Genomic DNA, 26,584 nt, shown 5'->3' on the forward strand with positions numbered 1-26,584 from the left:
CCCTCTACATAAGTCCTTTTAACATGCCGTTCCAGTAGACGATCGGTAATAAGTTTCGTTTCATAATATACATGCTCATCCGCTCCTTTGATTGATCAAACGGAAACGTTTCTTGCGGATTTTTATCATAATCAAACTCGGCTAAAACGAGCTTATTATAACCGGTTACGAGCGGACATGATGTGTAACCATCGTAACGTGCCTTTAACGGTTTTCCGTTCATATATGCTAGTAAATTTTCAGCGACAACCGGCGCTTGTTTTCGAATGGCTGCCCCTGTTTTTGACGTCGGTAAGTTTGTGCAATCACCTGCGCCAAATACGTTTTCATACGTTTTATGCTGCAGCGTATATGGATCGACATCGACCCATCCTGCCGCGTCCGCTAATGGACTGTTCTTAATAAACGCTGGTGGTCCCATTGGCGGCGTCACGTGAATCATATCGAAACTTAATGTAAAACGTTCATTCGTATCGAGATGTTCAAATGTTGCTTTTTTTGCCTCACCATCAATTTCAACTAATTCGACACGATATTTTGTTTCAATATTTTTTCGTTGAATAACTTGTTCAAGCGTATCGGCATATCGTTTCACCGCAAAAATGTTTGGTAACCCTGAGGCGAAAATGATGTTTGTTTTGTCACGCACACCGGACTGACGGAAATAATCGTCAGCTAAATACATAATTTTTTGTGGTGCACCGCCGCATTTCACTTGTGTGCTCGGCTGTGTAAAAATCGCAGTGCCGCCGCGGAATTTGCGAATGTTTTCCCATGTGCTTTGCACATAATCGTATGAATAGTTACTGCACACACCGTTTTTGCCGATCGTTTCTTTCAGTCCTTTAATTTGATCCCAGTAAATTTCAACACCCGCTGCAACAACTAAATAGTCGTAATGAACCGTTGAACCTTCTTTCGTTTTTAACGTATTATTTTCTGGCGAGAACGTATCGACCGCTTCTTTCAACCATCTCGCTCCGTCTGGGATAAGTGATGCCTGCTCGCGAACAGAATCCTCAACTTTAGCCGCCCCACCGCCAACAAGCGTCCAAAGCGGTTGATAATAATGTTTATCTGATGGATCAATAAGCAGCACTTGTCCATGTAATTGACGATTTTTTCTTAACAGACGTGCTGCAATGGAAATCCCTGCTGAACCCGCTCCAACAATTGCTACTTTTACATCATAGACGTTCGCCATCGTTCATCGCTCCTTTTGTATCCGCTTTCAAAATTATTTTCTTAACTTAATTACATTGTATATGTTGTTAACTTATATACCCATAGGGGATTTCCCTTATCTTTTTTGACATAAAAAAAGGGCGGTAAACACCGCTCGACTACGCTTTATACCATTGATCATTCATTTGTACTCCTGCTGCTTTAAGCATCGTATATACAGGGCAACGTGCTTCCACTTTCTCTTTTAGTTGTTGAATACGCTCTTCACTTTCATTCGTTTTCACAGCCACTTCAACTGACACATTTTCAAAATAAGGACGAACGGATGAATCGCCCATAAATCCACGTGGATCTATTTGACCTTTTACTACAAACGTCATGTCTTGTAAATCAAAATTCATTTCTTTTGCAACAACACGTGCAGTAACATTTTCACAGGCAGCAAGCGCTCCAAGAACCATTTGAAGCGGATTAGCCCCTAAATCTTGACCACCCATTTGTTTTGCTTCATCAATAACGAACTCATGTTTCCCTGCTTTCACATGTGTTGTAATTCCTTCTACTGTTGCTTGAACGATAAATACCATTTTATTCATGATCAACAGCTCCTTTCTTAGTTGTTTTGTTGCTTAAACCAATATTTACTTGCTATTTTTCCATAGTAAGCAATCGACTGTTGCTGAACGATAAAAGCGAGAGTAACAATGAGCGCTGCTTCCGCACCAAAAGACGTTGCAGCTAAGCCAATTGCAATAGATAAATTACGTAAAACTGTTCCATTAACAAGTGCAATTCCGTCTTCACGGTTAAAAAACTGTTTCGCCACAAATGTGCTAATCACATAGTTGATAAAATAGAAAAGTAACAATACTGCCAATGCGATGACAATAAGCTGTAAGTTCGATACAATCATTTTTGCTCGCATGCTAATGCTGACAAATACTACATATAACATGGACCATACACTCAACGGCGCAAAGTTTGGCTTTACTTGTTTTTGGAATTGTTCTGGCGTATATTTTCTCATTAGCCATTTAAATGTGACATGCCCGAGAATCATCGGTACAAACACAACGAGCAAAATCGTACGGAACGTTTCCATGACATTGATATCAACGTATTTTCCAACCATCACAAGCAAATACCACGGTGTTAGTAACGAACCGAGAGTTAAACCAAATACGGTCAATTTTACTGCTGCCGTCATATTCCCTTTTTGAATAGCTGTCCATGAGATCGTCATACCACTTGTTGGTAGTAATGCCGACAATGCAAGTCCCGCAAACATAATCGGATGGTTGTGCAATAACGTCTTTCCGATGAGAAAAGCAACAAATGGAATCAGAACAAAGTTAATAACAATAGAAGCAAATAATATTTTCTTTTCTTTTAGATGTGTTAATTCCTTCCATTTGAAACCAACCATCGTTGCATAAATCATGACAATCGTCGCAAATAAAATAGTGGACTTTAAAAAACTTGTATCGACAAATGTTCCAACGATAAATCCAAGTAACAACGTTGCCGAAACGCTAACAAGCAAATATTTTTGTGGGAAAAAATATAATTTTTTCATCCATGTCCCCCTTTCTAACATACCCTATTAGGTATTCACACATATACTATAAGGGGTATACAAGAACTTTGCAACCTTTTTCACAAACTTGTCATATTGATATCGTTTTCACGATTTTATATTTCCCCTTTCTTGTTCATTTATGATGTTTTCACCCGTTTTTCATCAACATTTGATATTATGGAAGAAAAAAAGGTGATGAGGATGAAAGTGTTGCTTGCAGAAGACGATATATATTTAGGTGAACTCATCGTCCATTTATTAAAGAAAAAAGGAGTCGAGCATATAGACTGGGTGCAAGAAGGAGAAGATGCCTATGACTACGCCCTCGCATCATTTTACGATGTGATCATTTTAGATTGGATGTTGCCAAATGGCGATGGGGTGAGCGTATGTCAACGTTTAAGAAAAAATGGTTATCACGGAGCCATTTTAATGTTAACCGCGAAAGATGCGGTTCAAGATCGCGTTGAAGGACTAGAAGCTGGAGCGGACGATTATTTGGTGAAACCGTTTGAAATCGACGAGCTCATGGCGCGACTGAAAGCGTTAGCGCGACGTTCGTTTGCGCCGATTCAAGAGGAAATCGTTCGCTGGGGAGCGTTTGAAGTCAATCGCACAAGTCATACGTTGATGAAAAATGGAGGGCAAATTATATTAACCCCACGTGAATTTCAACTACTTGATTTATTATTGCAAAATAGAGGACGGGTTCTAACGCGTGACATCATTCTCGATCGCATTTGGGGATATGATGCCGATGTGTCGATGAAAACAATTGATGCCACCGTGAAGTTGTTGCGTAAAAAAATTGGCGACGAACATCAGCAGCTTATTAAAACGGTGCGTGGGGTGGGATATACCATTGAAAAATAGTATGCGATCTTTTTTCCATCATTCCGATATGTTTCGCCGCACACAATGGCGATTAACTGCCACATATAGCGGTATTCTCATCGCTTTTTTAGCCATTTTTATCGCGATTGTTTCTTTTCTTATTCATACCGTTATTACAAATGACCAAGAGCGACGCATTCACACACTCGCCGAACAAGAAAGTCAAACGATTCAAAACATGCTAGAAGAACAATCGTTTATCGGGTGGCCCGCCGACCAAAATGTTATTTTCTTAAGTGAAGATCAACTATTTTTTTACGTCGTTGACACACGTGGACGATTAATGATGGGGGACGAAGTAAATAAAGGATTGCGTCCGCTCCTTCTTTCGACGCTTCAACCGTGGACGCCAGAAAAAAACGAATTAAGATATGTAGAAATAACTGTCCCTCATCATCGCCATGAGTTAAAACGATTTCGGGCGGATGAATTAAAAATACTAACTGTCGCTCGTCCTGTGATTGTTGATCAGCAGCTCGTCGGTGTTTTATATGTCGGCATGGATGTCACAAGCATGTTCCGTTTGCTAAAATGGTCAACATTTATTTTGCTTAGCCTTGGTACTTTATTCATCGCTGTCGCTATTGCTTTTAGCTATTTCATGTCAAAACGGGCGCTTGTCCCCATTCAAGATGCTTACAATCGCCAACGTCAATTTGTAGCGGATGCTTCTCATGAATTGCGAACGCCACTCAGCGTTATTTTTTCTTCTGTTGAGGCGCTAAAAATGGATATGTCATTAACGTCCGATGAGTTTAGCCGAAAAACAATTAAACGTCTAGGAGACGAAACGAAACGAATGACAAAACTCATTAACGATCTTCTCACCCTTGCACGCACAGACGATGCGAAACTCCAAATTGAAAAAAAACCGTTTGATTTGCGGGCATGTGCAGAACATACGTTACAATCGTTACAAGAACTCGCAAACAAAAAACAGATTGCCCTTCATTTTCATGCCCCTAAACAAATTGAATTTGTTGGGGACGTTGATAAATGTACGCAACTGTTATACATTTTGCTTGATAATGCGATCAAATATACACCCGAAGGCGGGACGGTTTCCCTTTCACTAGCTCAACATGTCATAAAACAACGGAAAGTAGTGACGATATCTGTTGCTGATACAGGTATTGGCATTGCCACCGAACATCTTCCGCGCATTTTTGATCGTTTTTATCGTGCGGACAAAGCGCGGACACGACAAATTGGCGGACACGGACTTGGGCTTTCCATCGCAAAATGGATTGTCGAAGCACACGAGGGAAACATTCAAGTACAAAGCGAATTGGGCAAAGGAACAACATTCACTATCACTTTTCCGAATGAACGTGCATAAATGTTGCACGTTTTTTCTTTTTCACCTAATTTTCTCTTTTCGCTTGTACAATTCAAACTGTAAATAGCAAAGGAGGTGATTGTTGTGAAAAAACGAACGATTTTCTTCTTGATCGGTGGACTAGTTGTCGTCGCCGTATTCGCGCACATCGCTACTTATGTCATGCACATCGGCTGGAGTGGACGAATGCCGGCAGAACACATGATGGGAATGGGGAAACATCATCGCGCATTTGGCCACCACGATCCACAAATGATGCGACCACACGGCATGCCAATTTTCGGATGGATTCCTTTCCTTATTCAGTTGGCATTAGTCATCATCGGATGGATCGTGTGGAAAACGACAAAAAGCGGCGGCAAATGGATTGGCGGTGCGATCATGGCAATCGGGTTGGTCGCACTTTTACCGAAAGCGTTGCTCGCTGTTGTAGCGATCGTTGCCGCTTACATTTTATTTAGAGGGAAGACGAAGCCGGCAACCGAATTTGAACCATTCGTTCCACCTGTGCCAAACCATAACTTTTTAGATGAATGGGAAAAAACAATACAAAAGGAGGAAAAATAATATGGGCATTTTTAAACGCGTCAAACATGTCGTCCTTGCTGATTTGCATGATATGATCGACAAATGCGAAGACCCCATTCGCATGACAAAGCAATACATTCGCGAACTAGAAGAGCAACTTGAAAAAGCACAACAAGCACTTGCACACCAATTTATGTTAGAACAAAAATACGAACGTCTCATCGCAGATGCAGAAGAAATGATCGCAAAACGAGCTCGCCAAGCAAAACTAGCCGTTGAAAAAAATGAAGAGCCAATCGCAAAAATGGCCCTTCAAGAAAAAATCGCCTATGAAAAAAAAGTAGAACTATATACGCAACAATACAATACATTAAAAGAAAAAACAACTGCTTTAACAGAAAAAGTGAAACAATTGTACGAAACATATGAACAATTAAAAGTAAAACAAATGCAGCTCATGACTCGCTTTCACGTGGCAGAAACGATGAAACAAATAGATGAAGCGATGACGTCTTTCCGTTATGACCATATCATTAAAGGCTTTGCACGCATGGAAGAAAAAGTGATGTTACTTGAAGCAGAAGCAAAAGCACGATCTGTCATTCAAACGATGCCTTCTCAATCGTTTGACGCTGAAGTCGAACAACAGTTAAAACAACTAAAAGAGAAATAAAAATGAAGGGTGTCCGAAATCAAGGACACCCTCATCTTCTCTATGTCGTCCATTCATCATGAATGATGCCGACAAGTTTCCATTGACCGCTTTCTTGTTCAAAAACAAGACGCAAACTTCGCCAGTCCATACCGTTATATTGTGGGTCAAAACCATTAAAATGAAATTCAACGAATGACCCGTTCGGATATGCTTGTTGAATATTGTTTATCATATTTCCTGTCCCAACAACAACATTATTTCCAATCATATGCGGATTCGCAAAATCGACATCATAGACGAAACGATCAAAATAGTCTTGAAACGTGAGCTGAATCGGATCACCTGAACCGTCATATGCTCCCCATTGATACACTTGGGTTGAGGACCATAGGGACGGAAATTGAGATGCTGAAAACTGTAAATCATGTTGAACATCAATATGACCATACGGACTGAATCGTACACCAGCTGTGGAGTGGACGTAAGATGAGAGCGTATTCATATCGTGATTTTTTAGCGCATTCACGACATCTAAAGCAACAGATAAAAGAGAGGACGGATTAACTTGATTTACCTGGCTTTTTAATTGCTCATTTTCTTGTTGAAGCTGTTTATTTTTCTTTTGTAGTTGTTCAATTGTCGTTTGTTGTTTTGCAATTGTTTGCTTCAACTGTTTGACATTCGATTCGTCTTGCTGGGCTGTACAGCCAGCAAGTAAAATGATAAACGCTACGATTAATCGTTTCACAATCCCACATCCTTTTTCTTTTAGTATATCACCTACAAACAAAAATAGATGCCATCATATCGGCATCTAACTCACTTTTTCTTGTTCCCTCTCTTGTAAAAATGCGATAAAACAATCGACCATTTGAGCATCCCATTGCGTTCCCCGACCTTCCAATAAAATCGAAATCGCTTTTTCTACGTTCATCCCTTTTCGGTATGGACGATCAGATGTCATCGCATCAAACGCATCTGCCACCGCAATAATACGTCCAAATAGCGGAATGTCCTCCCCTTTTAAGCCATCTGGATATCCTTTCCCGTCTATTCGCTCATGATGCGACCGAATACCTGGAAGCAAATCTTGCACTTCTTCAATCGGCTGTACTTGTCGAATAATATTTTCACCGAGTACCGGATGCTTTTTAATCCATCCAAATTCATCATCAGTCAACTTTCCGTCTTTCAATAAGATGTGATCAGGGATACCGATTTTTCCGATATCATGCAAAATAGCAGAACGATATAAACGAGCGAGTTGCTCTACTGTCATCCCTAGCTTCTTACCAATTTCTACAGCATATACGGCAACGCGCTGCGAATGACCAGCTGTATATTCATCACGCGCATCGAGTGCAGTCGTCATAACGGAAATGAAACTATTTAATAATTGCTTATTTTTCTCATCCCGTTCAACGATCGCATCGACCATATGGTTAAAACCGCTTGTGAGCTCGGAAAATTCATCAATATAAACGTTATCGCACATCAATTCATATTCTTTTTTTTGCACGCGACTCATGTATTGAAGCAAATCTTCAATGCTTCGTTCCACATCTTCAGACAAGACACGGGCCGCAAATAAAGAGAACAAAATGGAGATGACTAATACGACAATCGTCCACGTCCAATAACCTGAAAATGTGTTTTTCCCTTCAGCAAACCATTTCACTTCAGTGGCTAACACAAATAATAAAACGGGGAAAATACCGATAAATAACACACTTAACCCGATTTTTACTTTCATCGGCACATATACGACATTTGTCGCTCGAATCGCTTCATGAAACCCGTGCATTCTCCCTATTTGCATCATATCGCGAATAAGCGGACGCATCGTGCGCAACGTTAAAAAAAACTCGATCATCGCATGAAGCATCGCAATAAGCAATGCGCCAAATAAAGCATAAACAACATACATATACGGAATGCGCAACACATCGATAAAAATAAGTGAAACTGTCATCGCAACAGCTGGAATCGAAAGCCCTAAAAAATGTGGAAGCGCGATACGTCTTACCGTCAACAACGGAAAGCGCTTAGCTTGGACAAGCGCCCAATAAAATTGTTCTTCCGTTACTTTCGTTTCAGAAAAAACGAGACGAATGGGGTGAATATCTTTTTGAAAGGCACGATATTCGATAAACAACATAATACAAAAAGAAAAAAACTGAATAAGCAACAACATGAGTAAGTCTACTTGCCGAATGTTTAGCGCCATTACCATTAACGTGCTACCAACGCCGACAACCGCTAAAATCGAACCAATTGTGTAATTCATAAACAATTTCTTTAGCGTTTCTTCAAACATGCGCATACCCATCCCTCCTCCCTATTCTTTTTCATTATAACAAGAAAAAAGTAAATGACGAGACATACATTCCTTTACGATTCATTAATAAAAATTTCCAAAAAATCAAACATTGTATTTACAAAGTCTACAAAAATATTAAACGAGGTTAACATTGCCCTTCTATAATAGGCGTTGTTGATATACAAACCTAGGAGGGAAAAAAATGTCCGTGAAGAAAGTGCTCGCACATACGCTGATCGCATCAGCTGTCCTCGCTTCGCCGCTTATTCCCGCGACCGAATGGAAAGCAGAAGCAAAGGCTGTCCAAAAACAAACTATCCAAAAAACAAACTGGAATGTAAACGGGACGGTAGTTTCTATTTCTGTGACGACTGTTTCTGGTGGAAACTGGATTGTATCTGCTCCTGAAATCGCCAAATTACTAGGAGCTACATATTCTCACAACAAAAAAACAAAAATGTACACGCTAACGAAAAAAGGAACGGTTGTTCAAGTAAAGGCAAATGACAAAGTTGCCGTCATTAATGGTAAAAAAGTAACGATGAACGTAGCACCTAAAACGGTAAACAACGTCTTATACGTTCCAGCTGTGACGATCGTTCAAGCGTTCGGGGGACAGTTACAAACAAATGCTAGCCCTATTCTTCTCTCTACAAATGGCAATGTGCAAACAAAAAAAGTAGCCGTTTCAGTTGATGGACAACCGACTCAGTTAAATGCTATAGCGATGGGACAAAAAACACTTTATTCTCTCTCTGATATCGCAAAAGCGTTCGGGGTCGCAATGAATGTCGATGGAAAAACAAAAACAATTACATTAAGTGGAAAAGGCAAAAAGGCTACTTTCCTTCTTCAGCAACAAGGTTCGTCCGTAGTTAAAGTAAACGGCAACTTTTATGCTGACTTGCACGGTGTCGTAACGAAATTAGGTGGCGAAATCGAGCACGGAAGTCTATTATTTATCGCAACAAATGGATTTTTAAAAGGAACGAACTTTAATCCTCAATGGTTAAGCAACGAATACGTGATCGTCACAAATGAAAACGATGAACCTGTGTCAAAAATTGTACATGTTCCATCTCGCAAAGCCATCGCAACGATCGCAAGTGGAGATCTTGCATTATCACCAGATAAGAAAAAAGGTGCATATGTAGACGATAACGGTCAACTCTTCATTGTCGATCTAGCAACAAGGAAGGCGATGCCTATCGGTACAGATGATGATATAAAAGTAGAACTGACATGGTCACCAGATGGTTCAACGATTTACTTCTTTAAAGAAAGTAGCAGTGATATTATCGCTTCTATAAATGTTCAAACAGGTGCGATAACAGAAATCGTCAACGATAAAGTGAAATATAAATCTGACCTTCGTCTATCGGATGACGGAAAAAAAATTATATACACAGCCGCAAAAGAAGCAAAGGCAAACTATACTGATGACTCGAAAACAGAGATTGATACAATCGATACAACAGGCACAGAACCACAATTATATGTTGTTGATTTAACAACAGCGGATAAAAAAACAACAGCTGTAACAACAGATACAAATAATAAAACATACTCGTCCTTCGCTGGAGATACGATTGTTTATTTAAGTGCTAATCCAGACGATGAAAACACGCTTCCTGTATTAAAAGCCATTGTTGCGGGCACAGAACAAAACATGGCAACAAACATGAACATTACTTACGTTGCAACAAAAGGAAATACCGTATTTGTGTTAGTGGAAGAGAAAAACGGATCTTATTCCATTTATCGTGCTACAGCACCACAAGCACAATGGACTCGCATTTTTAATACAAAGACAACAATAACATCTATTTCTCCTTCTCCATTCGGTAATGACATCGCCGTAACTATTCCAACAGATGAAGGAGAAAAAGTTGCTGTTATCATAAACAATCGATTAATTGATATTACAAAATAAATTTTGTAAGAGGTGAAAATCATGAATTTAAAATCTTTTATTAAAAAGTTCTCTCTTGTCGCATTATCTTCTAGCTTATTATTCGGCTCTTCGCTTACAGTAACAGAAAAAACAGAAGCTGCTCAACAAAAGGGGAAAATTGTCGTCGCTGGCTCGTCGGCATTACTTCCATTAACCCAACAAGCAGCGAAAGAATTTAAAAAGGCAAATCCAAAAGTAGCAATCTCTGTATCCGGTACATCATCTATCGTTGGACCACAATCTGTTTCAAAAGGTTCAGCAACAATCGGTGCTTGTGACTGGGATGCAACGAAACCTGTACCTGGCTTTAGTGCATTTCAAGGTTTAAACGCCTACCCGATTGCGGTTATTCCATTTGCAACGATCGTTCATAAAGACAACCCTGTAAAAAATTTAACAACGAAACAATTACAAGATATTTTCGCAGGAAAAATTAAAAACTGGAAAGAAGTTGGCGGAAAAGATGAACCAATTATTGTCGTCAACCGCGCACACGGTTCAGGGACGCGTGTAAACTATCAAATGAAAGCATTAAAAGGCTCTTCATTTATGACACAAGGTGAAAACTATAAAGAAGTATCTTCAAACGGAAACATGATTAAAGCGGTGGAAACGACACCAAATGCCATTGGATACACAGACCTTGCGTACATTAAAGGAAACATTAAAGCGGTAGCCTACAACGGTGTAGAGGCAACAGTAACAAACGTGATCAACGGTAAATACCCTGTTTGGGGCTATGGCTACTTGTTAACAAAAGGACCTGCTACTGGAGCAAATAAAGCATTTATCGACTTTATCCAAAGCAAAAAGTTCCAACAAGGTTCGTTGAAAAAATTAAAATTCATCCCAATTACAGCAATGAAAAAATAACATATTTGCAGCCTCCTTATGAGGAGGCTGTCTTTTATATGATGAACGAGGAGGAAACAATATGGCGTTACCTGCGGAACATGTTCGCATCCAACATGAGCAAACGAAAACAAAACAATGGCGCATGAAGTATATGAAAAATAACGCCTTTCGCTACGCTTGTTTAGCCAGTGCACTATCTTTAGGTGTTGCTCTTTTTTCGATCGTCATTTTTATTAGCCAAACGGGGTTTCTCGTATTTAAAGACGTCTCGTGGAAAGAGTTCTTTTTTTCCGCTACGTGGGAGCCGTTTGAAGAAAAATATGGGGCAGCTGTTTTTATTGCTGGGACGTTATATTTAACATTTTTAACGTTGATCATGTGCACGCCAATTGCTTTAGCTATTGCTATTTTTATTGCTGAAATGGCGCCAAATTGGCTAAAAAATATTATGCGTCCAATGTTAGATTTGCTAGTCGGCATTCCTTCCATTGTGTATGGATTTTTAGGTTTAACAATCTTAATTCCATTCATTCGTGAGACAACGGGCACACTTGTTGGCGATGGTTTCTTCGCTGCTGCTCTCGTGTTAACGATGATGGTTTTACCGACTGTTGCTCGTATTAGCGATGACGCCATTTGCGCAGTGCCACAACATTTGCGCGAAGCAGGCTATGCACTTGGAAGCACAAAACTTCAAGTGATTACACGTATCGTTCTTCCTGCCGCTCGCCCAGGCATTTTAACGGCAATTATTTTAGGTATGACACGAGCAATCGGTGAAACGATGGCTGTTGTGATGGTCATCGGAAATACTGCACAGTTTGGATGGGACTTGCTCACACCAACATCGGTATTAACGAGCAACATCGTGATGCAAATTACAAACGTTCAATTTGATTCCACATGGAACTATGCATTATATATGATGGCGTTTTTATTGTTGTTCATTTCTCTTGTATTAATTATCATTATTCGTCAACTTCGTCCAAAGGGAGAGTAACATAATGAGAGAGTCATTGTTTCATAGTCATCGTAAATCAATCGCAAGCGCCATTTACACAAATCGCTTGTTTCATATGTTCGTCGGCATAATTACAGTATCAACATTTATTTTAATTATCGGATTGCTGTACAAAATCTTAGGGAAAGGACTGCCGAAACTATCGCTTGATTTTTTATTCACATTACCGAACGAACTAGAAGCTGGCGGCGGTGTCGGACCATTTTTATTCAATTCTTTTTACGTTCTTATTTTATCTCTCATCCTTTCATTGCCTATTGGCATTGGAGCCGGCATTTTTCTCGCAGAATATGCGCCGAACAATCGTTTTACAGAGTTTGTGCGCACGTCTGTTGAAAGTTTAGCATCTGTTCCTTCGATCGTTTTCGGTTTGTTTGGTTATGTATTGTTTGTCGAATATGTCGGTATTGGCTTGACGATCATTGGTGCTGCAGTTACGCTTGCTTTATTAAATTTACCCGTACTAGCCCGCGTCACAGAAGAAGCTATCCAAGCCGTGCCGCAAGACATTCGAGAAGCATCTCTCGCGCTTGGGGCGACAAAGTCGCAAACAATATTAAAAGTTGTCCTTCCTGCTGCGCTAAACGGAATTTTAACGGGTATTAGCCTCGTTGCATGTCGTGCATTTGGTGAATCTGCCATCATTATTTTAGCAGGGGGAACATCGACATCTGGCTTTATGTGGGATTTCAACTTGTTATCGCAAGGTGGTACACTTCCTGTTCACTTATGGTACGTACAATCCGAAGCACTCGTACCAGATGCAACAGAAATCGCTCAAAAATCTGCAGCTATTCTTGTTCTCATCGTATTAATCATTAGCTTTACTGTTCGCTTCCCACTTTGGATTCAAACACTAATTACAAAAATAAAAGCAACCCCTCGCAAAAGTTAAGCGAGGGGTTTTATGTTAATGCGCGGCATGTCCGGATGTTAATACCCAAATCGACCCTGCGACAATGACGATCGCGACAAACACCGCATAAGCCATATTAATGACGTTTGTTTTTCCGTCTTCTCCTTCTGTCACGTGCATGAACATAAATAGTTGAAGACCAGCTTGAATAACAGCAAGCGAACCAATAATCCACATAACGATCGTATACGATACGTTCATTTTCAACGCCACAAATACGGCAACGAACGTTAAAATGAGCGAAAATAAAAATCCAACAACGTGGCTAACGGGATATTTGCTTTTATGCTCCATTTACCCCACCATCCCTTTTAAATACACAAATGTGAAAATGAAAATCCAGACGACATCAAGGAAATGCCAGTATAAACTAATGATAAACATTTTTCTTGCAGTAACTGGCGTCAAACCGCGTTGAAAAAGCTGAATAATAAGCATCACTGCCCAAATGATTCCGAACGTCACGTGCGCACCGTGCGTACCAAGCAACACGAAAAAGCTTGATAAAAACGCGCTCGTTTGCATCGTTGCCCCTTCATGAACGTAATGAATAAACTCACGAATTTCCATAAACAAAAAGCCCGCCCCTAACAAAAGGGTAATGACAAACCAAACGAGCAGTTGCTTCATATTACGTTGTCGCATAAAAAAGACTGCCAAACCACATGTAAAGCTACTTGTCAACAACAATAACGTTTCAATGAGCACATCATTCAGCTTAAAGATGTCGCTTGGCGTTGGGCCACCGGCATAGCGGTGACCTAACACGCCATAGACGGCAAACAACGTCGCAAATAGCACAATTTCTGCTCCAAGAAAAATCCAAAACCCTAAAATATTTAATCGGTTTTGCTCAGTTTGATATTCAAGTGGAAGCGAATGATTGACGTTAGCCGACATGGTTTTCCGTCCCCCCTTCTACATTTCTCCACGTCCGTTCGGTTTGTTTAATTTCATCGACGCTTACGTAATAGCCGTCATTGTAATCAAACGAACGGATAATAAGCCCAACGACAATTCCAATTGCCGCAACAGCTGCCGCGATATGCGCCTCAAAGACGAGGAAGAAACCTGTAATTCCAAACACAACCGCCATATAAAACGGCAATCCGGAGTTGCTTGGCATATGAATTTTCTTGATGTCGCTTTCTTTTAATGTGAGCGTTTCCCCACGTTTTTTCATATGCCAAAACGCATCTAATTGTTTCACTTCTGGCACGACCGCAAAGTTATAAAACTGTACTGGCGATGCCGTCATCCATTCAAGCGTACGTGCATCCCATGGATCGTGGGACACATTGCGCTTTGCATAACGGAAGCTCCAATAAATGTTATAACAAAATACCGCAAAACCGATCGCTAAAATAATCGAGCCGATCGCAGATACGAGGAAAAGCGGCGCAAAGCCGGATTCTGCTGAATACGTATACGCGCGACGAACCGCTCCTTTTAAGCCAAGGAAAAACATCGGCATAAACGTCACGTTAAATCCGATCGTAAATAGCCAAAAATGATATTTGCCAAGCTTTTCATTTAGCATAAAGCCAAACATTTTTGGCCACCAATAATACAATCCTGCAAATACCGCAAACACAACACCTGGAATTAATACGTAATGGAAGTGAGCGACTAAAAATAACGTGTTATGGTATTGAAAGTCTGCTGCTGCCATCGCCAACATGACGCCGGTCACTCCACCAATGACAAAGTTTGGCACGAAGGCAAGCGCCCATAACATCGCAGTTGTAAATTGAATGCGTCCTTTTCGCATCGTAAACAGCCAGTTGAAAATTTTCACCCCGGTCGGAACGGCAATTAACATCGTTGTAATCGAGAAAAATGAGTTTACCGCAGGCCCTGCATCCATCGTGTAAAAATGGTGCACCCATACGATCATACTTAAAAATGCAATACCAACAATAGAAATGACCATCGATGTATATCCATACAACGTTTTACGTGAAAACGTTGCAATGACTTCAGAGAAAATTCCAAACGCCGGCAAAATAACAATATATACTTCCGGATGGCCCCAAAGCCAGAACAAGTTTGCCCAAAGCATATCGCTTCCGCCTGAAGAAAGCGTAAAGAAATGCGTTCCGTACAAGCGATCAAACGTCATTAACGCTAATGCAACGGTGAAAATCGGAAATGCGGCAACGATGATAATGGACGTAATCAACGTCGTCCACGTAAACATCGGCATTTTCATTAATGTCATGCCAGGTGCACGCATTTTTAAAATTGTGACGATAAAGTTAATCCCCGTCATTAACGTACCGAGCCCTGCAATTTGCAACGCAATTGCATAGTAGTTGTTTCCGATTCCTGGACTAAACTCTTTTCCAGCTAGCGGGAAATACGATGTCCACCCTGCATCTGGTGAGCCACCAACAACGAACGAAATGTTAAATAACATCGCCCCGCTAAAAAATAACCAAAAACTAAGTGCGTTCAACTGCGGAAACGCGACATCGCGCGCTCCAATTTGCAAAGGGACAACAACGTTCATTAAACCGATTAAAAATGGCATCGCCATAAACAAAATCATAATCACGCCATGCGTTGTAAAAATTTCGTTGTAATGTTGCGCATCTAAAAAGTTCATTTCTGGACGAGCCGTTTGCGCCTTCATTAACAAACCGTCCATTCCACCGCGGAAAAACATAAGTACACCAGATAAAATGTACATAATCCCGATCTTTTTATGATCGACGGTCGTTAGCCATTCGCGCCATAGCCAACCCCATTTTTTAAAGTACGTTAATCCAACAACGATCGCAACGGCAGTCAACACAATCGCAATTTGTGAACCGACAAGAAGCGGGTCTCCCCCAACAAGCATTTCATTCCACTTAATGCCCATGATGTTCACCTCCGCTATCACTCTCTAAAGCTTGTTGTTCATCTTCTTCGTTACAATTGGATGATGAACTAGATTTATAGTTGTCTTCATCAGTAAAAGTTTTTCCTTGATACCCATGGCCACGATATAGCTCTGGGTTTGTGTACGTCTTGGAATGTGCATCCGCATGATTCACCCATTGTAAATGCGTATCCACAAACGTGAGTCGGCCTAAATGGGTCGGCAACAATAATTCCTCATATTTTTCTTTCGTTAATTTCGGTGCCTTTTGTTTTACTTCTTGCACCCATTTTTCAAACTCTTTTGGCGTTTGCGCTAACACTTCAAACTGCATATGCGCATACCCACGTCCATTAAAGTTCGTATTTCGTCCTTCATACGATCCTGGGCGCTCCGCAACAACGTACAATTCCGTTTCCATTTTGTTCATCGTATATTTTTGCCCAGCTAACGCTGGTACCCAAAACGACTGCATTGTCGATGCAGAGGTCATTTTGAATAGCACAAGCCGATTCGCTGGAATGTTGACGTAGTTTACGGTTTCAATATTTTGTTCCGGGTAGCTAAAAATCCATTTCCAATCTGCCGACGTGACATGAATGACAAGTGGCTCTTGATCTTCGTACCCTTTCGGTGGTTTTTCTAAATCGTATAACGTTCTAACTGTCGGAATCGTTAATGCAATAACGATTAAAATGGGAATAACTGTCCATACAATTTCAAGCACCGTACTTCCGTGTTCCTCAGGTGGCTCCTCTCCCTTTCTCTCAGGTCGATCGCGATATTTCCATACGATATAAGCGAACAAAGCAAATACAACGACAACGACAAGAAGCATCCACCAAATCGACCAGTTAATCAACTCCGTAATGCTTCGAGCAGCTGGTCCTTGCGGCTGAAACACAACCATCTCACAGCCTCCAAGGAGCGGAAGCAACCCCACAATCCAGAACTTCCACTTCATCTCTCTTCACCTCAACAAAAATTGTGATTCATTGAACAAAAAACCAAATACAAAACGAACGAATTTAATTAACTTTGTAGTATTAACACTATTGAAATGATTTTAACATGTATTGTAAAAATAATTGTGACGAAAAAAGGAAGGAAGAAACTGCATTGCGGGGGAAACAAAAAGCAAAATCATTGACAAAAAGAAAAACACTTTTCTCGACATCAAAAAATGAGCGAGAAAAGCGTTATCTTTTACATAATACATGGAAATAAAAAAAGAAATCGGTTGTTCATCTGAAATCTTGTCACATTTTCGTTAAATTTTTTTCGAAATTTGTTCAAATTTATTGTCCAAAAACAAAAAAAGCGCCCATGAAGAGCACTTTTTCATCTCAACAGCTTCCGCACCCATTTGAGCGCATTTGGAAAGTTTGGATAGCGCAACGGAATATCGAATTTCGTTGTTTGTTTTAATACGCTTTTGTAGTGCGAGAAGGCATCAAAGCTTGCTTTCCCATGGTATGTACCGATGCCGCTTTGTCCAACACCACCGAAAGGCAAATGAGGATTGGCAACGTGTACAACCGTATCGTTTATACAACCACCGCCGAAACGAACTTGTTGCAATACTTGTTGTTGCACATCGCGATCTTCTGAAAACAAATAAAGCGCAAGCGGCTTTTCGTAATCGTTGATCATTTGAATCGCTTCATCAACCGTCCCAAACGTAAGAATCGGCAATATCGGCCCAAAAATTTCTTCTTGCATAATGTCATCGTCCCACGTCACATCGTCTAGCAACGTCGGCTCGATCCAACGTTGCTCAATGTCATACGTTCCACCATGTACAACAATACCATTTGTTAAAAAACGAACGAGCCGTTCAGCATGACGAACAGTAACAATGCGACTATATGTATCTTTGTGACCATATAACTGCTCTATATACTGCTTCATTCGCTCAATCAACAAAGATTTAACAGAAGCATGGACGAACACATAATCTGGAGCAATGCACGTTTGCCCGGCGTTTAAAAATTTTCCCCATACGATTCGCTTGGCAGCTAAATCAATATGCGCGGAAGCATCGACGATCGCAGGACTTTTTCCGCCGAGTTCTAATGTGACAGGCGTCAAATGCTTTGCAGCAGCTGCCATGACGATTTTTCCGACCGATACACTTCCTGTGAAAAAAATATGATCAAAGCGCAAATCTAACAGCTGTTGGCTAACGTCTACCCCTCCTTCCACAACAGCAACATACTCCTCTGGAAACACTTCTGAAATGATTGTTTTCAGCAACGCCGACATTTCTGGCGTATATTCAGACGGCTTCACTACCGCGCAATTTCCTGCGGCGATCGCGCCGATTAACGGGCTTATCGCAAGCTGAAATGGATAATTCCATGGCGCAATAATTAAACTAACGCCATATGGCTCTGGATATATGTAACTTTTTGAACCAAAGTGCGTTAACGGTGTCGGCACACGTTGCGGTTTCATCCAATCGCTCAGTCGCTTCGTGATAAAACGAATCTCTTCGTAAACGATGCCGATTTCCGTTGTATATGCTTCAAGCGGTGATTTATGCAACTCTTTTTTTAACGTATCGGTAATTGTCGGTTCATATTTTTGTATCGTTTCTTTTAATCGTGTTAATTGTTTTAAACGAAAATCAAGAGAAAGCGTTTCTCCTGTACGAAAGTAGCGCTTTTGTTTTTCGAGCAACTCGTTCATTTATTTCACCCTCGTCACACCCGATCTTGAACCTTTCTGACAATATTCGTAACGAATTTACGTGACATAAAACGAACACTAAATGCAAGGAGTTTATTCGCCATCCCCGGAATAATGACGGTTTTATTGTTCATTACTCCTTTGTACCCAGCCTCCACCACTTGTTTAACATCCATCACACCGCTTTTAAACAATTTCGATTGTTGCAAGTTCGCCCGATCCGCAAATCCTGTCGCAGTTGGCCCTGGACATAGCGCACTCACAGTGACATTCGTGTGTCGCAACTCGTTACTTAACGCTTCTGAAAAAGATAACACATACGCTTTCGTCGCATAATATACAGCCATTAATGGTCCTGGTTGGAAAGCAGCCGTTGATGCAACGTTTAAAATTTTCCCTTCGTTTCTTTTTACCATATCTGCGACGACTAGTTTCGTCAAATGAGTGAGTGTTTTTATATTTAGATCAATCATATTTAATTCTTCTTGTAACCCGATCTCCACAAATTCTCCGTACAACCCGAATCCTGCGTTATTGACGAGGATATGAATGTCAAGCTGTTCGTTTTTTAATGTTTCATACAAATCATGAACTTCGTTTTGATTCGATAAATCTTTAGCATATATCCATACTGCTATTCCGTATGTTTTTTCTAGCTGGCGTTTTAGTTCATCTAACTTCTGCTTGTTTCGTGCTACCGCAATAATGTTATACCCTTCCTTTGCAAATTGTGCAGCAAATTCATAGCCAATTCCACTTGATGCCCCTGTGATTAATACGTTCTTTTTCATTCTCTACATCTCCTTTTTTTAAATGTTTAAAAACTTAAACATATAAAACGAAAAAGTTGGCCTTTAGCATATCTAAAGGCACTCCTTCTCGACAGCATGAATCAAATCTTTCAATAATTCAACAGCTTTTTCGATAGATAATACATAGTATCTCAATGTCCCTTTTTGTTCTACCGACACTAATCCTTGGTCGCGCAAAATTTTCAAATGGTGGGAAATCGCTGGACGTGATAAACTTGACCTTTCCGTAATTTCATTGACTGTTAGCTTATCGTGTTCCGCAAGCAGCAATACAATATCTTGTCGATGAGGATCGCTTAGCGCTTGAAATAATGGTATACACGATCGAAACACCTCGATCGCTTTTTGTCCCATTCCCCTCTTCCTTTCTTTTGTTTAAAAGTTTAAACATTTGATATCTTTATCCTATTCTTTTTCTTCACGCCTGTCAATGCATTATTCGAAAAATAGATCCTTTACCTTCCCTTCACCTCCCTCCTCAACTGTTCCACAAGCGCCTCTTGGTATCCTGCTTTTTTCCGCCGCAATATTTCTTGTTTTACTGGCTGCAAGTCATGAAGCGTCACCGATTGCAGTTTAGCCAAACGTTCATCGGATAGCGGAACGGTCGGTTTGGTCGCCAAATAATCAGAACAGTCGTAATGCCAAAGCCGAACAGATGAACCGTACCGCTCGACAAGGCGCTGCGCCATCTTTAGTCCTTCCGGGTCAAAATCGCCCGAATAATAAAGGGTAACCCCTTCTTTTACGAGTAAATCAAACAGCCACCTCGTCGCTAAATTCAATTGACCGTTTGTGCTAATGAGCGGTACGTTCGCATCTAACAGCGTCGAAAACACACCCGCATTTTCGACGACAAAGACGTTGTTGCCTACGGACGGATACGCCCGCACTAGCGGCATCACTTCCCGCAGCGGAACATTTAGCGCCATATTCGTTTTACATGCGGCAGCGAAAACAGGATGGCGGCCTTTCTCTGTTTCTGCCATCACGCCAGCGCATGTCACAAAGTTTAATACATCTTCCCGCAACAGCCGGTACGACTGCAACAGTTCGTTCACGTCTTCTACCGACGAAAGGTCGTATTCGGTATCCGCATAAAATTGCAGCGCCGAAAGCAATAGCTTCCCCGCAAGCGTATGCAAATCAAACATATGCGGATCGTTCGCTACTTTTTGCGCAAAAACGGGCAAGCGAACGTAGGTGGACGGAAGCTGTTCGAGCGCGCGGCAAACAGCAGAAAGCGCCGCCTCTAACGCGTGATGGTTTTGTTGATACGCTAATTGCACAAACCGCTGCTTTTCTACCGCCATCAACCAATCGCGCTGTGCTCGATACGTATTCATAAGCCGGGTAAAATAGGCTTCCTTTTCCCGCTCTATTTCTTGTTGTTGCTCTTTTTTCGTTACGAGCGGCTCGCCAAAATAGCATGACAGCAACTCCACGAGAGAAATGCCGGCAAACCTTGTATTCGCAAGCTGTTGTTCAAACGCCGCGAGCGACACGCGGCTCATTTCTTTGCCAAAAAACGACGCGATCGCTTCCTTTTCCTCCGCCGAAAGAGACGAAACGGAAATCGTGCCCCCTATGCGGCCAAGCGATTCGTATTTCTTTTTCATTTCGCAAAAAAGGCGGTGAAACGAACGTTCACCGCGAAAAAATTGCACCGCCTCATCTAATCGGTTCAATGATCTCACCCTTTCTTGCATCCTCGACGACAAGCTGCTTTACTTTTCCGTTCCAATAATAGCGAATGACCGTCACGAACGAGGCGTTTTTCGGACGAACGAGTTCACAAATCGATAGCGCCGGTACTGTATCGTAATCGCCCCAGAGCGCTTGCGAGTTCATCACATAGTTAAACCCAAGCTGCTCGACAAGCCCGAACATATTGCGAATATTATTTTCGTCTACCCCCGCAAACGCTTCATCCAACGAAATAATGTACGGTGCATCGTCTGCAGCTTCTTGATAGCGCGAATACGTCGCCGCAAACAACGGAATATACATCGCCATCGCTTTCTCCCCACCGCTAAATTGATAGAAACGCTGGTTCGTCAACTCCCGTTTCGGTTCGTTCGTTTTTTGGTAATAAAGGGTAAACGAAAACCATTTCCGATAGTCTAACACTTCTTTAATAATTTGGTGGAGCGTATTGCCTTGGCCGCGCTCTTCTAACAATTCGCGCGCCCGATGAATTTTCGAGCGGAAATGTTTCGTCACTCGTTGCAAATCTTCCTCTTTTAATAGCCGCGAGTTCATCCGCAACAATTCGACAAGCTCTTTCGTATCCATCTCTTCTTCCGTTTCCGCGGTGCGCGGCTTCCATTGAATAAACAACACAAGCCCCGAAGACGTATCGAGCTGCTGCATTAGTTCGTTCATATCTTTTACCCAACGTTCCGCCCGTTGAATACGGCTACGCAAAATTCGGCCAATCGTTTTTAAAATAATTTCTTCGTACAATTCGCGGTCTTGCTCTTTCATATATTCCCGCTGTAAGAAAATGTCATGCTCGATTTCATGTAATACATAAAATGGCGATACGCGCTGCCCTTTATAATCAAGCAAAAGGACGATTCGGTCTTGCTTTTCTCTCCACCCTGCGACTTTTAATTCCATTTCCTCGTCTAGCTCAATATCCGCAAACAAATTGTCCTCCTCAGCTGCGACGGGCTCTTGGCTAAGCCGATATTCCGTTAAATTCGCTGATTCTTGGAAAAAGACGCTATTTAATCGGTTCACAAGCGACGTTCGCGTTTCTTTCGCTAGCGCTCCATACCGCTGCATCGCCTCTTTTGCTTTTTCTAACAAATCAGCACCATGAAGTTCCACTAGTTCAAGAGCGACTTCTCGCGCAAACGACTGCTTCCATGCTTCTGCGAGCCGCTTAGCAAACGCTTCTTTCACCGAAAGCTGTTCGCATTTTTCCCGAATGGCTTTCAGTTCATGTTCTAGCGCAATGCGCTCGTTCATTTTCGCCGGCATTTCTCGCTGCAAAAATGCCAACCGGTCGCGGACGCGCTGGATTTCCGCTTGAATTTCTTCTGCGCCCATTAGTTGCAGCGTCCGTTCGATTTCTTGCCGCTTTAGTTCGAGTTTTTGCTGCTCTTTTGCGAGCATATGCCGTTCGCCTTTTGTTTCGTCGATTTCTTGTTGCAACGTTTCGAGCTGCTCTGTCCGATGACGAATCATGTCGAGCAAATGAAGAAATTCGCGATGCGTCATTTGCAGTTCGTGAAGCCCGCGCATATACGATTTCATAAAGAGAAGCGCCTGTTCATAGCCGTCCTTGGAAAACTCTAAATCGAGCCCCTCGGTTTGCTCGCGCAACGTTTGTTTTGCTTGTTGCCAATCGCGGGCAAGCTGGGCTAACTTTTCGTTTTTCTTTTCCCATTCGCGTTGTTTGCTTATTATCATTCGCTTCGTTTTTTCTCGTTCTTCAAAGGCTGCGCGCATATCGCGGTCGGTTGGAAAGGCACGAAACCAGCGGGTTATTTGCGCAATCGTCTGCTCGAGCTGTTTTAGCATGTCGGTTCCCTCATGAAGCTGGGCGCGAAGTTCGTGGAGTTCTGCTTCGAGTGCGGCGATCTTTTCTAGCCGCCAACGCTTGCGGGCAGTGCGTCCGATAAACAACGCTTTTTCCCGCGCCGGGGCATGCCCTTTGATTAAGCCGAGCGTATAACGCCCTTCTTCATGAAGCATAAACGTTCCGTCCATTTCTCCATCGGCAAGAACGATGCTTTGAAGTACTTCGTTAATGCGCGTTTTGGATACTTTGCATCCTTCATCTACATCCGGCTGCAAATAGTCTGCTAATGTATGCGCCAGTTCGACAGGACGTGGAACAATCACTCGGTCACACGTTACTTCGACATCGGTTTCTGTAATTAACGCATCAAGTAGCCCTGCATGATACAATGCCGATTCAATCCGCTCCCGAAGCGGTTCTGGTACATGGTCTTGAAATTCCACCCCTGCATAAAACGGGACAAAAGCAATCCCTTTTTCGTCTAACTCCGCCCGCGCTGCGATCGTTTGTTCATCGCGCATGAGCTCGGGGTCTTTTTGCGTTTTCCATTGGTTCCATTCGGCTTCTTTTGCGGCAATTTTTTCTTCTAATAACGTGCACGTATGCTTTTGCTTCATTTTTTCTTCGTTTTTTCGATTGAGTGCTTCGTAATACGCTTCCGTAAACGGTTGCTTCATCTCATCGACGTGATACGTTTCGTATAGTTCGTGAAGACGCTGTAAAAATAGTTGGACAGAGGGTCCCGGTACGGAAACGTCTTGGCATTGTTCGAGCCAGCGAAATACTTCTTGTTGGAAACGCGCTTTTTCGTTTTCTAACAGTTCGAGCCATTTCGCTTCTTCATGGCGCAATTCGTCTACTTCCCGCTGCAGCTCCCCTGCCTCTTTACTCGTTTCTTCATAGCGCGCCTTCATTTCATCATGGCGGCGCCAAAGCGCAATCGTTTGTTCTAGTTTTTCAACGTATTCTTGTCCTTCTCGCTTCCAGACGGTAAAATCAAATTTCGTTTGGCGCTGTCGAGCAAAGTCCGCTTCGTTAAGAGCATGGGAAGAGAAGGAACTTTCCATCGCATCATGCCGTAAGTCTTCTACTTGCTGCGTGAGTTGCTTTTCTATCTGATACCGCCGGTCTTCGTCTTCTTCTAACTGGCGCTTATAGCGGCGTTCGAGCTGCTCTTTTTCATCGATTTGCCGCAATAGTTTTTGTTGCTTGTCATGAATGTCGCGTATTTCTTGTTGGACTCGCTCATATTCTTTCGCCGCTTGAAACACTTCGTGGCTCGCTAATTCTAATTCTCGTTGATGCAATACGTCCTGTTCGTTTGCAAGCGTTTGAATGTATTCGCTCAAATCGACAAGGTGCGCTTGCTTTTCCTGTTCCTCCGCAAGCCATTGCTTTTCTTCTTCTGCTAGCCGCTTCACTTGTTTGTCAGCCTTTATCCATTCGCTTGCTTTTTCCGCAATCATATACTCGTTATACGCTCGATATTGCGCACAAAGCCGTTTTAGTGATTGCTCATCGCGCTCTAGCTGCTCTAGCTGCTGTTTCGTTTGGTCCATATTTTCAATCGTTTCCGATAAATAGCGCAACTCGTCGTCTGTCAACGCGGGGAGCGAGCTTTCTAAAATCTCGTAAATGACCGTTGGCTTGAAATCCTTCGATAGCTTCGGGCTACGCAATTGAATCAATAGCTCAATTAATTCTTGAAACGCCTCCATCGATTCAAATCGGAAGACGTGCTTATTGACGAGCTCCATATATTCTTTTTGTGAATCCACGACCGTTCCGCCGTTGCCAAGTACATTCGCCAGTTCGCGTTTGGTGAGCGGGATTTTTTCCGTTCCATCCGCTGATTTTTCCGTTTTATATAAAAATAAATCGCGACCGATGCGGCGGTTATCAAAAATGACGAACCCCCAAAAGTCCATATTTTTTTGCCGCTTTGCCCGTAAGCCAATCCCTGTCGTTACGTATTGTTCCGTCTGCATTCGCTTATATTCTAAAAATAAATAGCCTGTCCGCTCATCGCGATCGACAATTTCCTTTTCGCCAAGCAAGTAATCTTCCATTTTTCGTGCCCGAGAACCGAACGGGTCAAGCCGGTCGGGCGTTTTTTTTCCGTCCAATAAGACAGGAAGCAAGCTTTGCATCGTTACTGACTTCCCAGAGCCGTTCGTCCCGCGCAACAACAACTTGCCGTCGGCAAACTCGAAATATTGTTCGTCGTAATACCAAAAATTAATTAATCCCGCGCGATGAAGCACCCATTTATTTGTCATCATCGTCTCTTCCTTTCGTTGTAAAGTCGTCTGGATATTGACCGACAAGCCGTCCAAGCAGCGGATAAAGCACGACCATGCCCGTTTCCTGTTCATATTCTGCCATCTTCCAGTCTTTTAAAGCAGAGAGCAGTTCAGAGGCGAGCTGTGCCGTCGTCATTTCCCGATACGTTTTGCTCCAGCCTTCGCCATACTGCTCGCTGCACCGGTGAAGCAGCTGCCGAAAATCGGACATCGTCACGTGGATTTGCCCGTATTCATCCGGTGGATAGTTGTCCAAATGAGCGCGAACGACAGAGGCAAAATGAAGGATAATATCCGACGTTCCCTTTTGATCTGGAAATAACGTATACACATGTTGCCGTTCTGGAATCGTCAGCAAGGCTGCATTTTTATATAGTTCGTAGCGAAAATCGGTATGCGCCTCGATGTCATCGCGCAGTCGATGGCGGAAGTTGCGCAAATAATAAAAGTTTGGGTCGTCTTTTTGCCGGCGATATACAACAGGAGATAAAAAGAGCTGCCGATAAATAAAGTGGCGGCGGTAGTCGTCGGGTGACACTTTCCACTCTTCCTCCAACAGTTGCTCGATCGTTTCATATTGAATGAAGTCTTTCGGATAGGACCGCATAAAATAGCGGGACAGTACAGGAACTTCATACAACGCTTCTTCGTCTTCTTGATTGGCAAACGCCTCAACTTCCCCGTCGACGTGATGTATAATCCCGATTTGCTCGGCTGTTTTTAAGACGCGAATTAACGCGCGACGATGTTGGTAGTTCGTCCAATCGAGCGCCGTTTCGCCTGGATACATCGCTTTTATTTCTTCGCATACATCAGACAATAAAAATTTTTCTTCGACTGCTTTTCCTTCTAAATATGCTAACAAGCAACAAAATAACGCGTAGTCGAGCGGTTCTTGAAACGACTCCATTCCCATCCACACTTCTGGTTCGGCTGGTATTTTTTCGAGCTTAGCAAAATAGCGGTGAACAATGAGCCGATAGCCGAATTTCTCTTGCACATACCGCTTTAACACTTTTTCACGTTCCCGTATTTTTTGAAAAAGTTCCGGCTCTTTTTCCCGAACAATCCAAAACTGTTCAAACAGCGCCGTTAAAGCTTCTTTCGCTTTCTCATCGAACTCTTTTTCCATTC

At 42.1% G+C, this 26,584-nt stretch carries 23 protein-coding genes; 8 read left to right on the forward strand and 15 right to left on the reverse strand.

The window, feature by feature from the left end:
* Positions 1-4 precede the first annotated feature (4 nt).
* The 3 genes from HNQ84_RS07605 to HNQ84_RS07615 form a co-directional block, all read right to left on the reverse strand.
* The gene (locus HNQ84_RS07605; RefSeq protein ID WP_435621708.1) at positions 5-1,204 is read right to left on the reverse strand and encodes an NAD(P)/FAD-dependent oxidoreductase; all 1,200 of its coding nucleotides are present in this window, start codon (positions 1,202-1,204) and stop codon (positions 5-7) included.
* 139 nt (positions 1,205-1,343) lie between these two features.
* Entirely contained in the window at positions 1,344-1,781 is a 438-nt protein-coding gene (locus HNQ84_RS07610; RefSeq protein WP_435621709.1) for an OsmC family protein, read from the reverse strand.
* 17 nt (positions 1,782-1,798) lie between these two features.
* Complete coding sequence (locus HNQ84_RS07615; protein WP_435621710.1) at positions 1,799-2,761, reverse strand: arsenic resistance protein; 963 nt, start codon at positions 2,759-2,761, stop codon at positions 1,799-1,801.
* A 204-nt stretch (positions 2,762-2,965) separates the two neighbouring features.
* Here HNQ84_RS07615 and HNQ84_RS07620 point away from each other — a divergent pair, with 204 nt between their 5' ends.
* From HNQ84_RS07620 to HNQ84_RS07635, 4 genes are all read left to right on the forward strand, one after another.
* Positions 2,966-3,637 carry a response regulator transcription factor gene (locus HNQ84_RS07620; RefSeq protein ID WP_435621739.1) on the forward strand — a complete coding sequence of 224 codons (672 nt, stop codon included), beginning with the start codon at positions 2,966-2,968 and terminating at the stop codon, positions 3,635-3,637.
* Complete coding sequence (locus HNQ84_RS07625) at positions 3,627-4,997, forward strand: sensor histidine kinase (protein ID WP_435621711.1); 1,371 nt, start codon at positions 3,627-3,629, stop codon at positions 4,995-4,997. The genes HNQ84_RS07620 and HNQ84_RS07625 overlap by 11 nt, the downstream gene beginning before the upstream one ends.
* Positions 4,998-5,081: 84 nt before the next feature.
* Complete coding sequence (locus tag HNQ84_RS07630; protein ID WP_435621712.1) at positions 5,082-5,564, forward strand: hypothetical protein; 483 nt, start codon at positions 5,082-5,084, stop codon at positions 5,562-5,564.
* 1 nt (position 5,565) lies between these two features.
* Positions 5,566-6,198, forward strand: a complete 633-nt coding sequence (locus HNQ84_RS07635) for a PspA/IM30 family protein (protein WP_435621713.1) — start codon at positions 5,566-5,568, stop codon at positions 6,196-6,198.
* Positions 6,199-6,238: 40 nt separating this feature from the next.
* Here the strand turns inward: HNQ84_RS07635 and HNQ84_RS07640 are convergent, their stop codons facing one another.
* Positions 6,239-6,928 (reverse strand): hypothetical protein, encoded by a 690-nt coding sequence (locus HNQ84_RS07640; RefSeq protein ID WP_435621714.1) that lies wholly within the window; start codon positions 6,926-6,928, stop codon positions 6,239-6,241.
* A gap of 66 nt (positions 6,929-6,994) precedes the next feature.
* Positions 6,995-8,503 carry an HD domain-containing phosphohydrolase gene (locus tag HNQ84_RS07645; RefSeq protein WP_435621715.1) on the reverse strand — a complete coding sequence of 503 codons (1,509 nt, stop codon included), beginning with the start codon at positions 8,501-8,503 and terminating at the stop codon, positions 6,995-6,997.
* Between the two features lie 199 nt (positions 8,504-8,702).
* On the opposite strand from HNQ84_RS07645, the gene HNQ84_RS07650 reads away from it, so the two are divergent.
* From HNQ84_RS07650 to pstA, 4 genes are all read left to right on the forward strand, one after another.
* Positions 8,703-10,433, forward strand: a complete 1,731-nt coding sequence (locus HNQ84_RS07650) for a stalk domain-containing protein (protein ID WP_435621716.1) — start codon at positions 8,703-8,705, stop codon at positions 10,431-10,433.
* Positions 10,434-10,454: 21 nt separating this feature from the next.
* Positions 10,455-11,327, forward strand: coding sequence for a phosphate ABC transporter substrate-binding protein (locus HNQ84_RS07655; protein WP_183242865.1), 873 nt, complete (start codon positions 10,455-10,457; stop codon positions 11,325-11,327).
* Between the two features lie 61 nt (positions 11,328-11,388).
* Positions 11,389-12,309: a phosphate ABC transporter permease subunit PstC gene (gene pstC / locus HNQ84_RS07660; protein WP_435621717.1), complete on the forward strand. Its 921-nt coding sequence runs from the start codon at positions 11,389-11,391 to the stop codon at positions 12,307-12,309.
* Positions 12,310-12,385: 76 nt separating this feature from the next.
* Entirely contained in the window at positions 12,386-13,225 is an 840-nt protein-coding gene (pstA, locus tag HNQ84_RS07665; RefSeq protein WP_435621740.1) for a phosphate ABC transporter permease PstA, read from the forward strand.
* A 15-nt stretch (positions 13,226-13,240) separates the two neighbouring features.
* Here the strand turns inward: pstA and qoxD are convergent, their stop codons facing one another.
* The 10 genes from qoxD to HNQ84_RS07715 form a co-directional block, all read right to left on the reverse strand.
* Positions 13,241-13,540: a cytochrome aa3 quinol oxidase subunit IV gene (qoxD, locus tag HNQ84_RS07670; RefSeq protein WP_012573996.1), complete on the reverse strand. Its 300-nt coding sequence runs from the start codon at positions 13,538-13,540 to the stop codon at positions 13,241-13,243.
* The gene (gene qoxC / locus HNQ84_RS07675; protein WP_435621718.1) at positions 13,541-14,146 is read right to left on the reverse strand and encodes a cytochrome aa3 quinol oxidase subunit III; all 606 of its coding nucleotides are present in this window, start codon (positions 14,144-14,146) and stop codon (positions 13,541-13,543) included.
* A complete protein-coding gene (qoxB, locus tag HNQ84_RS07680; RefSeq protein ID WP_435621719.1) occupies positions 14,136-16,112 on the reverse strand; it encodes a cytochrome aa3 quinol oxidase subunit I in 1,977 nt (658 codons plus the stop codon). Before qoxB ends, qoxC begins: the two co-directional genes overlap by 11 nt.
* Entirely contained in the window at positions 16,102-17,076 is a 975-nt protein-coding gene (gene qoxA, locus HNQ84_RS07685; protein WP_435621720.1) for a cytochrome aa3 quinol oxidase subunit II, read from the reverse strand. The genes qoxB and qoxA overlap by 11 nt, the downstream gene beginning before the upstream one ends.
* A gap of 377 nt (positions 17,077-17,453) precedes the next feature.
* Complete coding sequence (locus tag HNQ84_RS07690; protein ID WP_435621721.1) at positions 17,454-18,803, reverse strand: aldehyde dehydrogenase; 1,350 nt, start codon at positions 18,801-18,803, stop codon at positions 17,454-17,456.
* A gap of 14 nt (positions 18,804-18,817) precedes the next feature.
* Positions 18,818-19,594: an SDR family NAD(P)-dependent oxidoreductase gene (locus HNQ84_RS07695; RefSeq protein ID WP_032100975.1), complete on the reverse strand. Its 777-nt coding sequence runs from the start codon at positions 19,592-19,594 to the stop codon at positions 18,818-18,820.
* 72 nt (positions 19,595-19,666) lie between these two features.
* The gene (locus tag HNQ84_RS07700) at positions 19,667-19,969 is read right to left on the reverse strand and encodes an ArsR/SmtB family transcription factor (RefSeq protein ID WP_003398862.1); all 303 of its coding nucleotides are present in this window, start codon (positions 19,967-19,969) and stop codon (positions 19,667-19,669) included.
* Positions 19,970-20,070: 101 nt separating this feature from the next.
* Positions 20,071-21,303: a TIGR02679 family protein gene (locus tag HNQ84_RS07705; RefSeq protein WP_435621722.1), complete on the reverse strand. Its 1,233-nt coding sequence runs from the start codon at positions 21,301-21,303 to the stop codon at positions 20,071-20,073.
* On the reverse strand, positions 21,287-25,426 hold the full coding sequence (locus tag HNQ84_RS07710; protein ID WP_435621723.1) for a TIGR02680 family protein: 4,140 nt from the start codon (positions 25,424-25,426) through the stop codon (positions 21,287-21,289). The genes HNQ84_RS07705 and HNQ84_RS07710 overlap by 17 nt, the downstream gene beginning before the upstream one ends.
* Entirely contained in the window at positions 25,416-26,582 is a 1,167-nt protein-coding gene (locus tag HNQ84_RS07715; protein WP_435621724.1) for a TIGR02678 family protein, read from the reverse strand. The genes HNQ84_RS07710 and HNQ84_RS07715 overlap by 11 nt, the downstream gene beginning before the upstream one ends.
* Between the last annotated feature and the right edge of the window lie 2 nt (positions 26,583-26,584).

It is taken from the genome of Anoxybacillus eryuanensis (assembly GCF_051200995.1).
Classification (GTDB): Bacteria; Bacillota; Bacilli; order Bacillales; family Anoxybacillaceae; genus Anoxybacillus; species Anoxybacillus tengchongensis.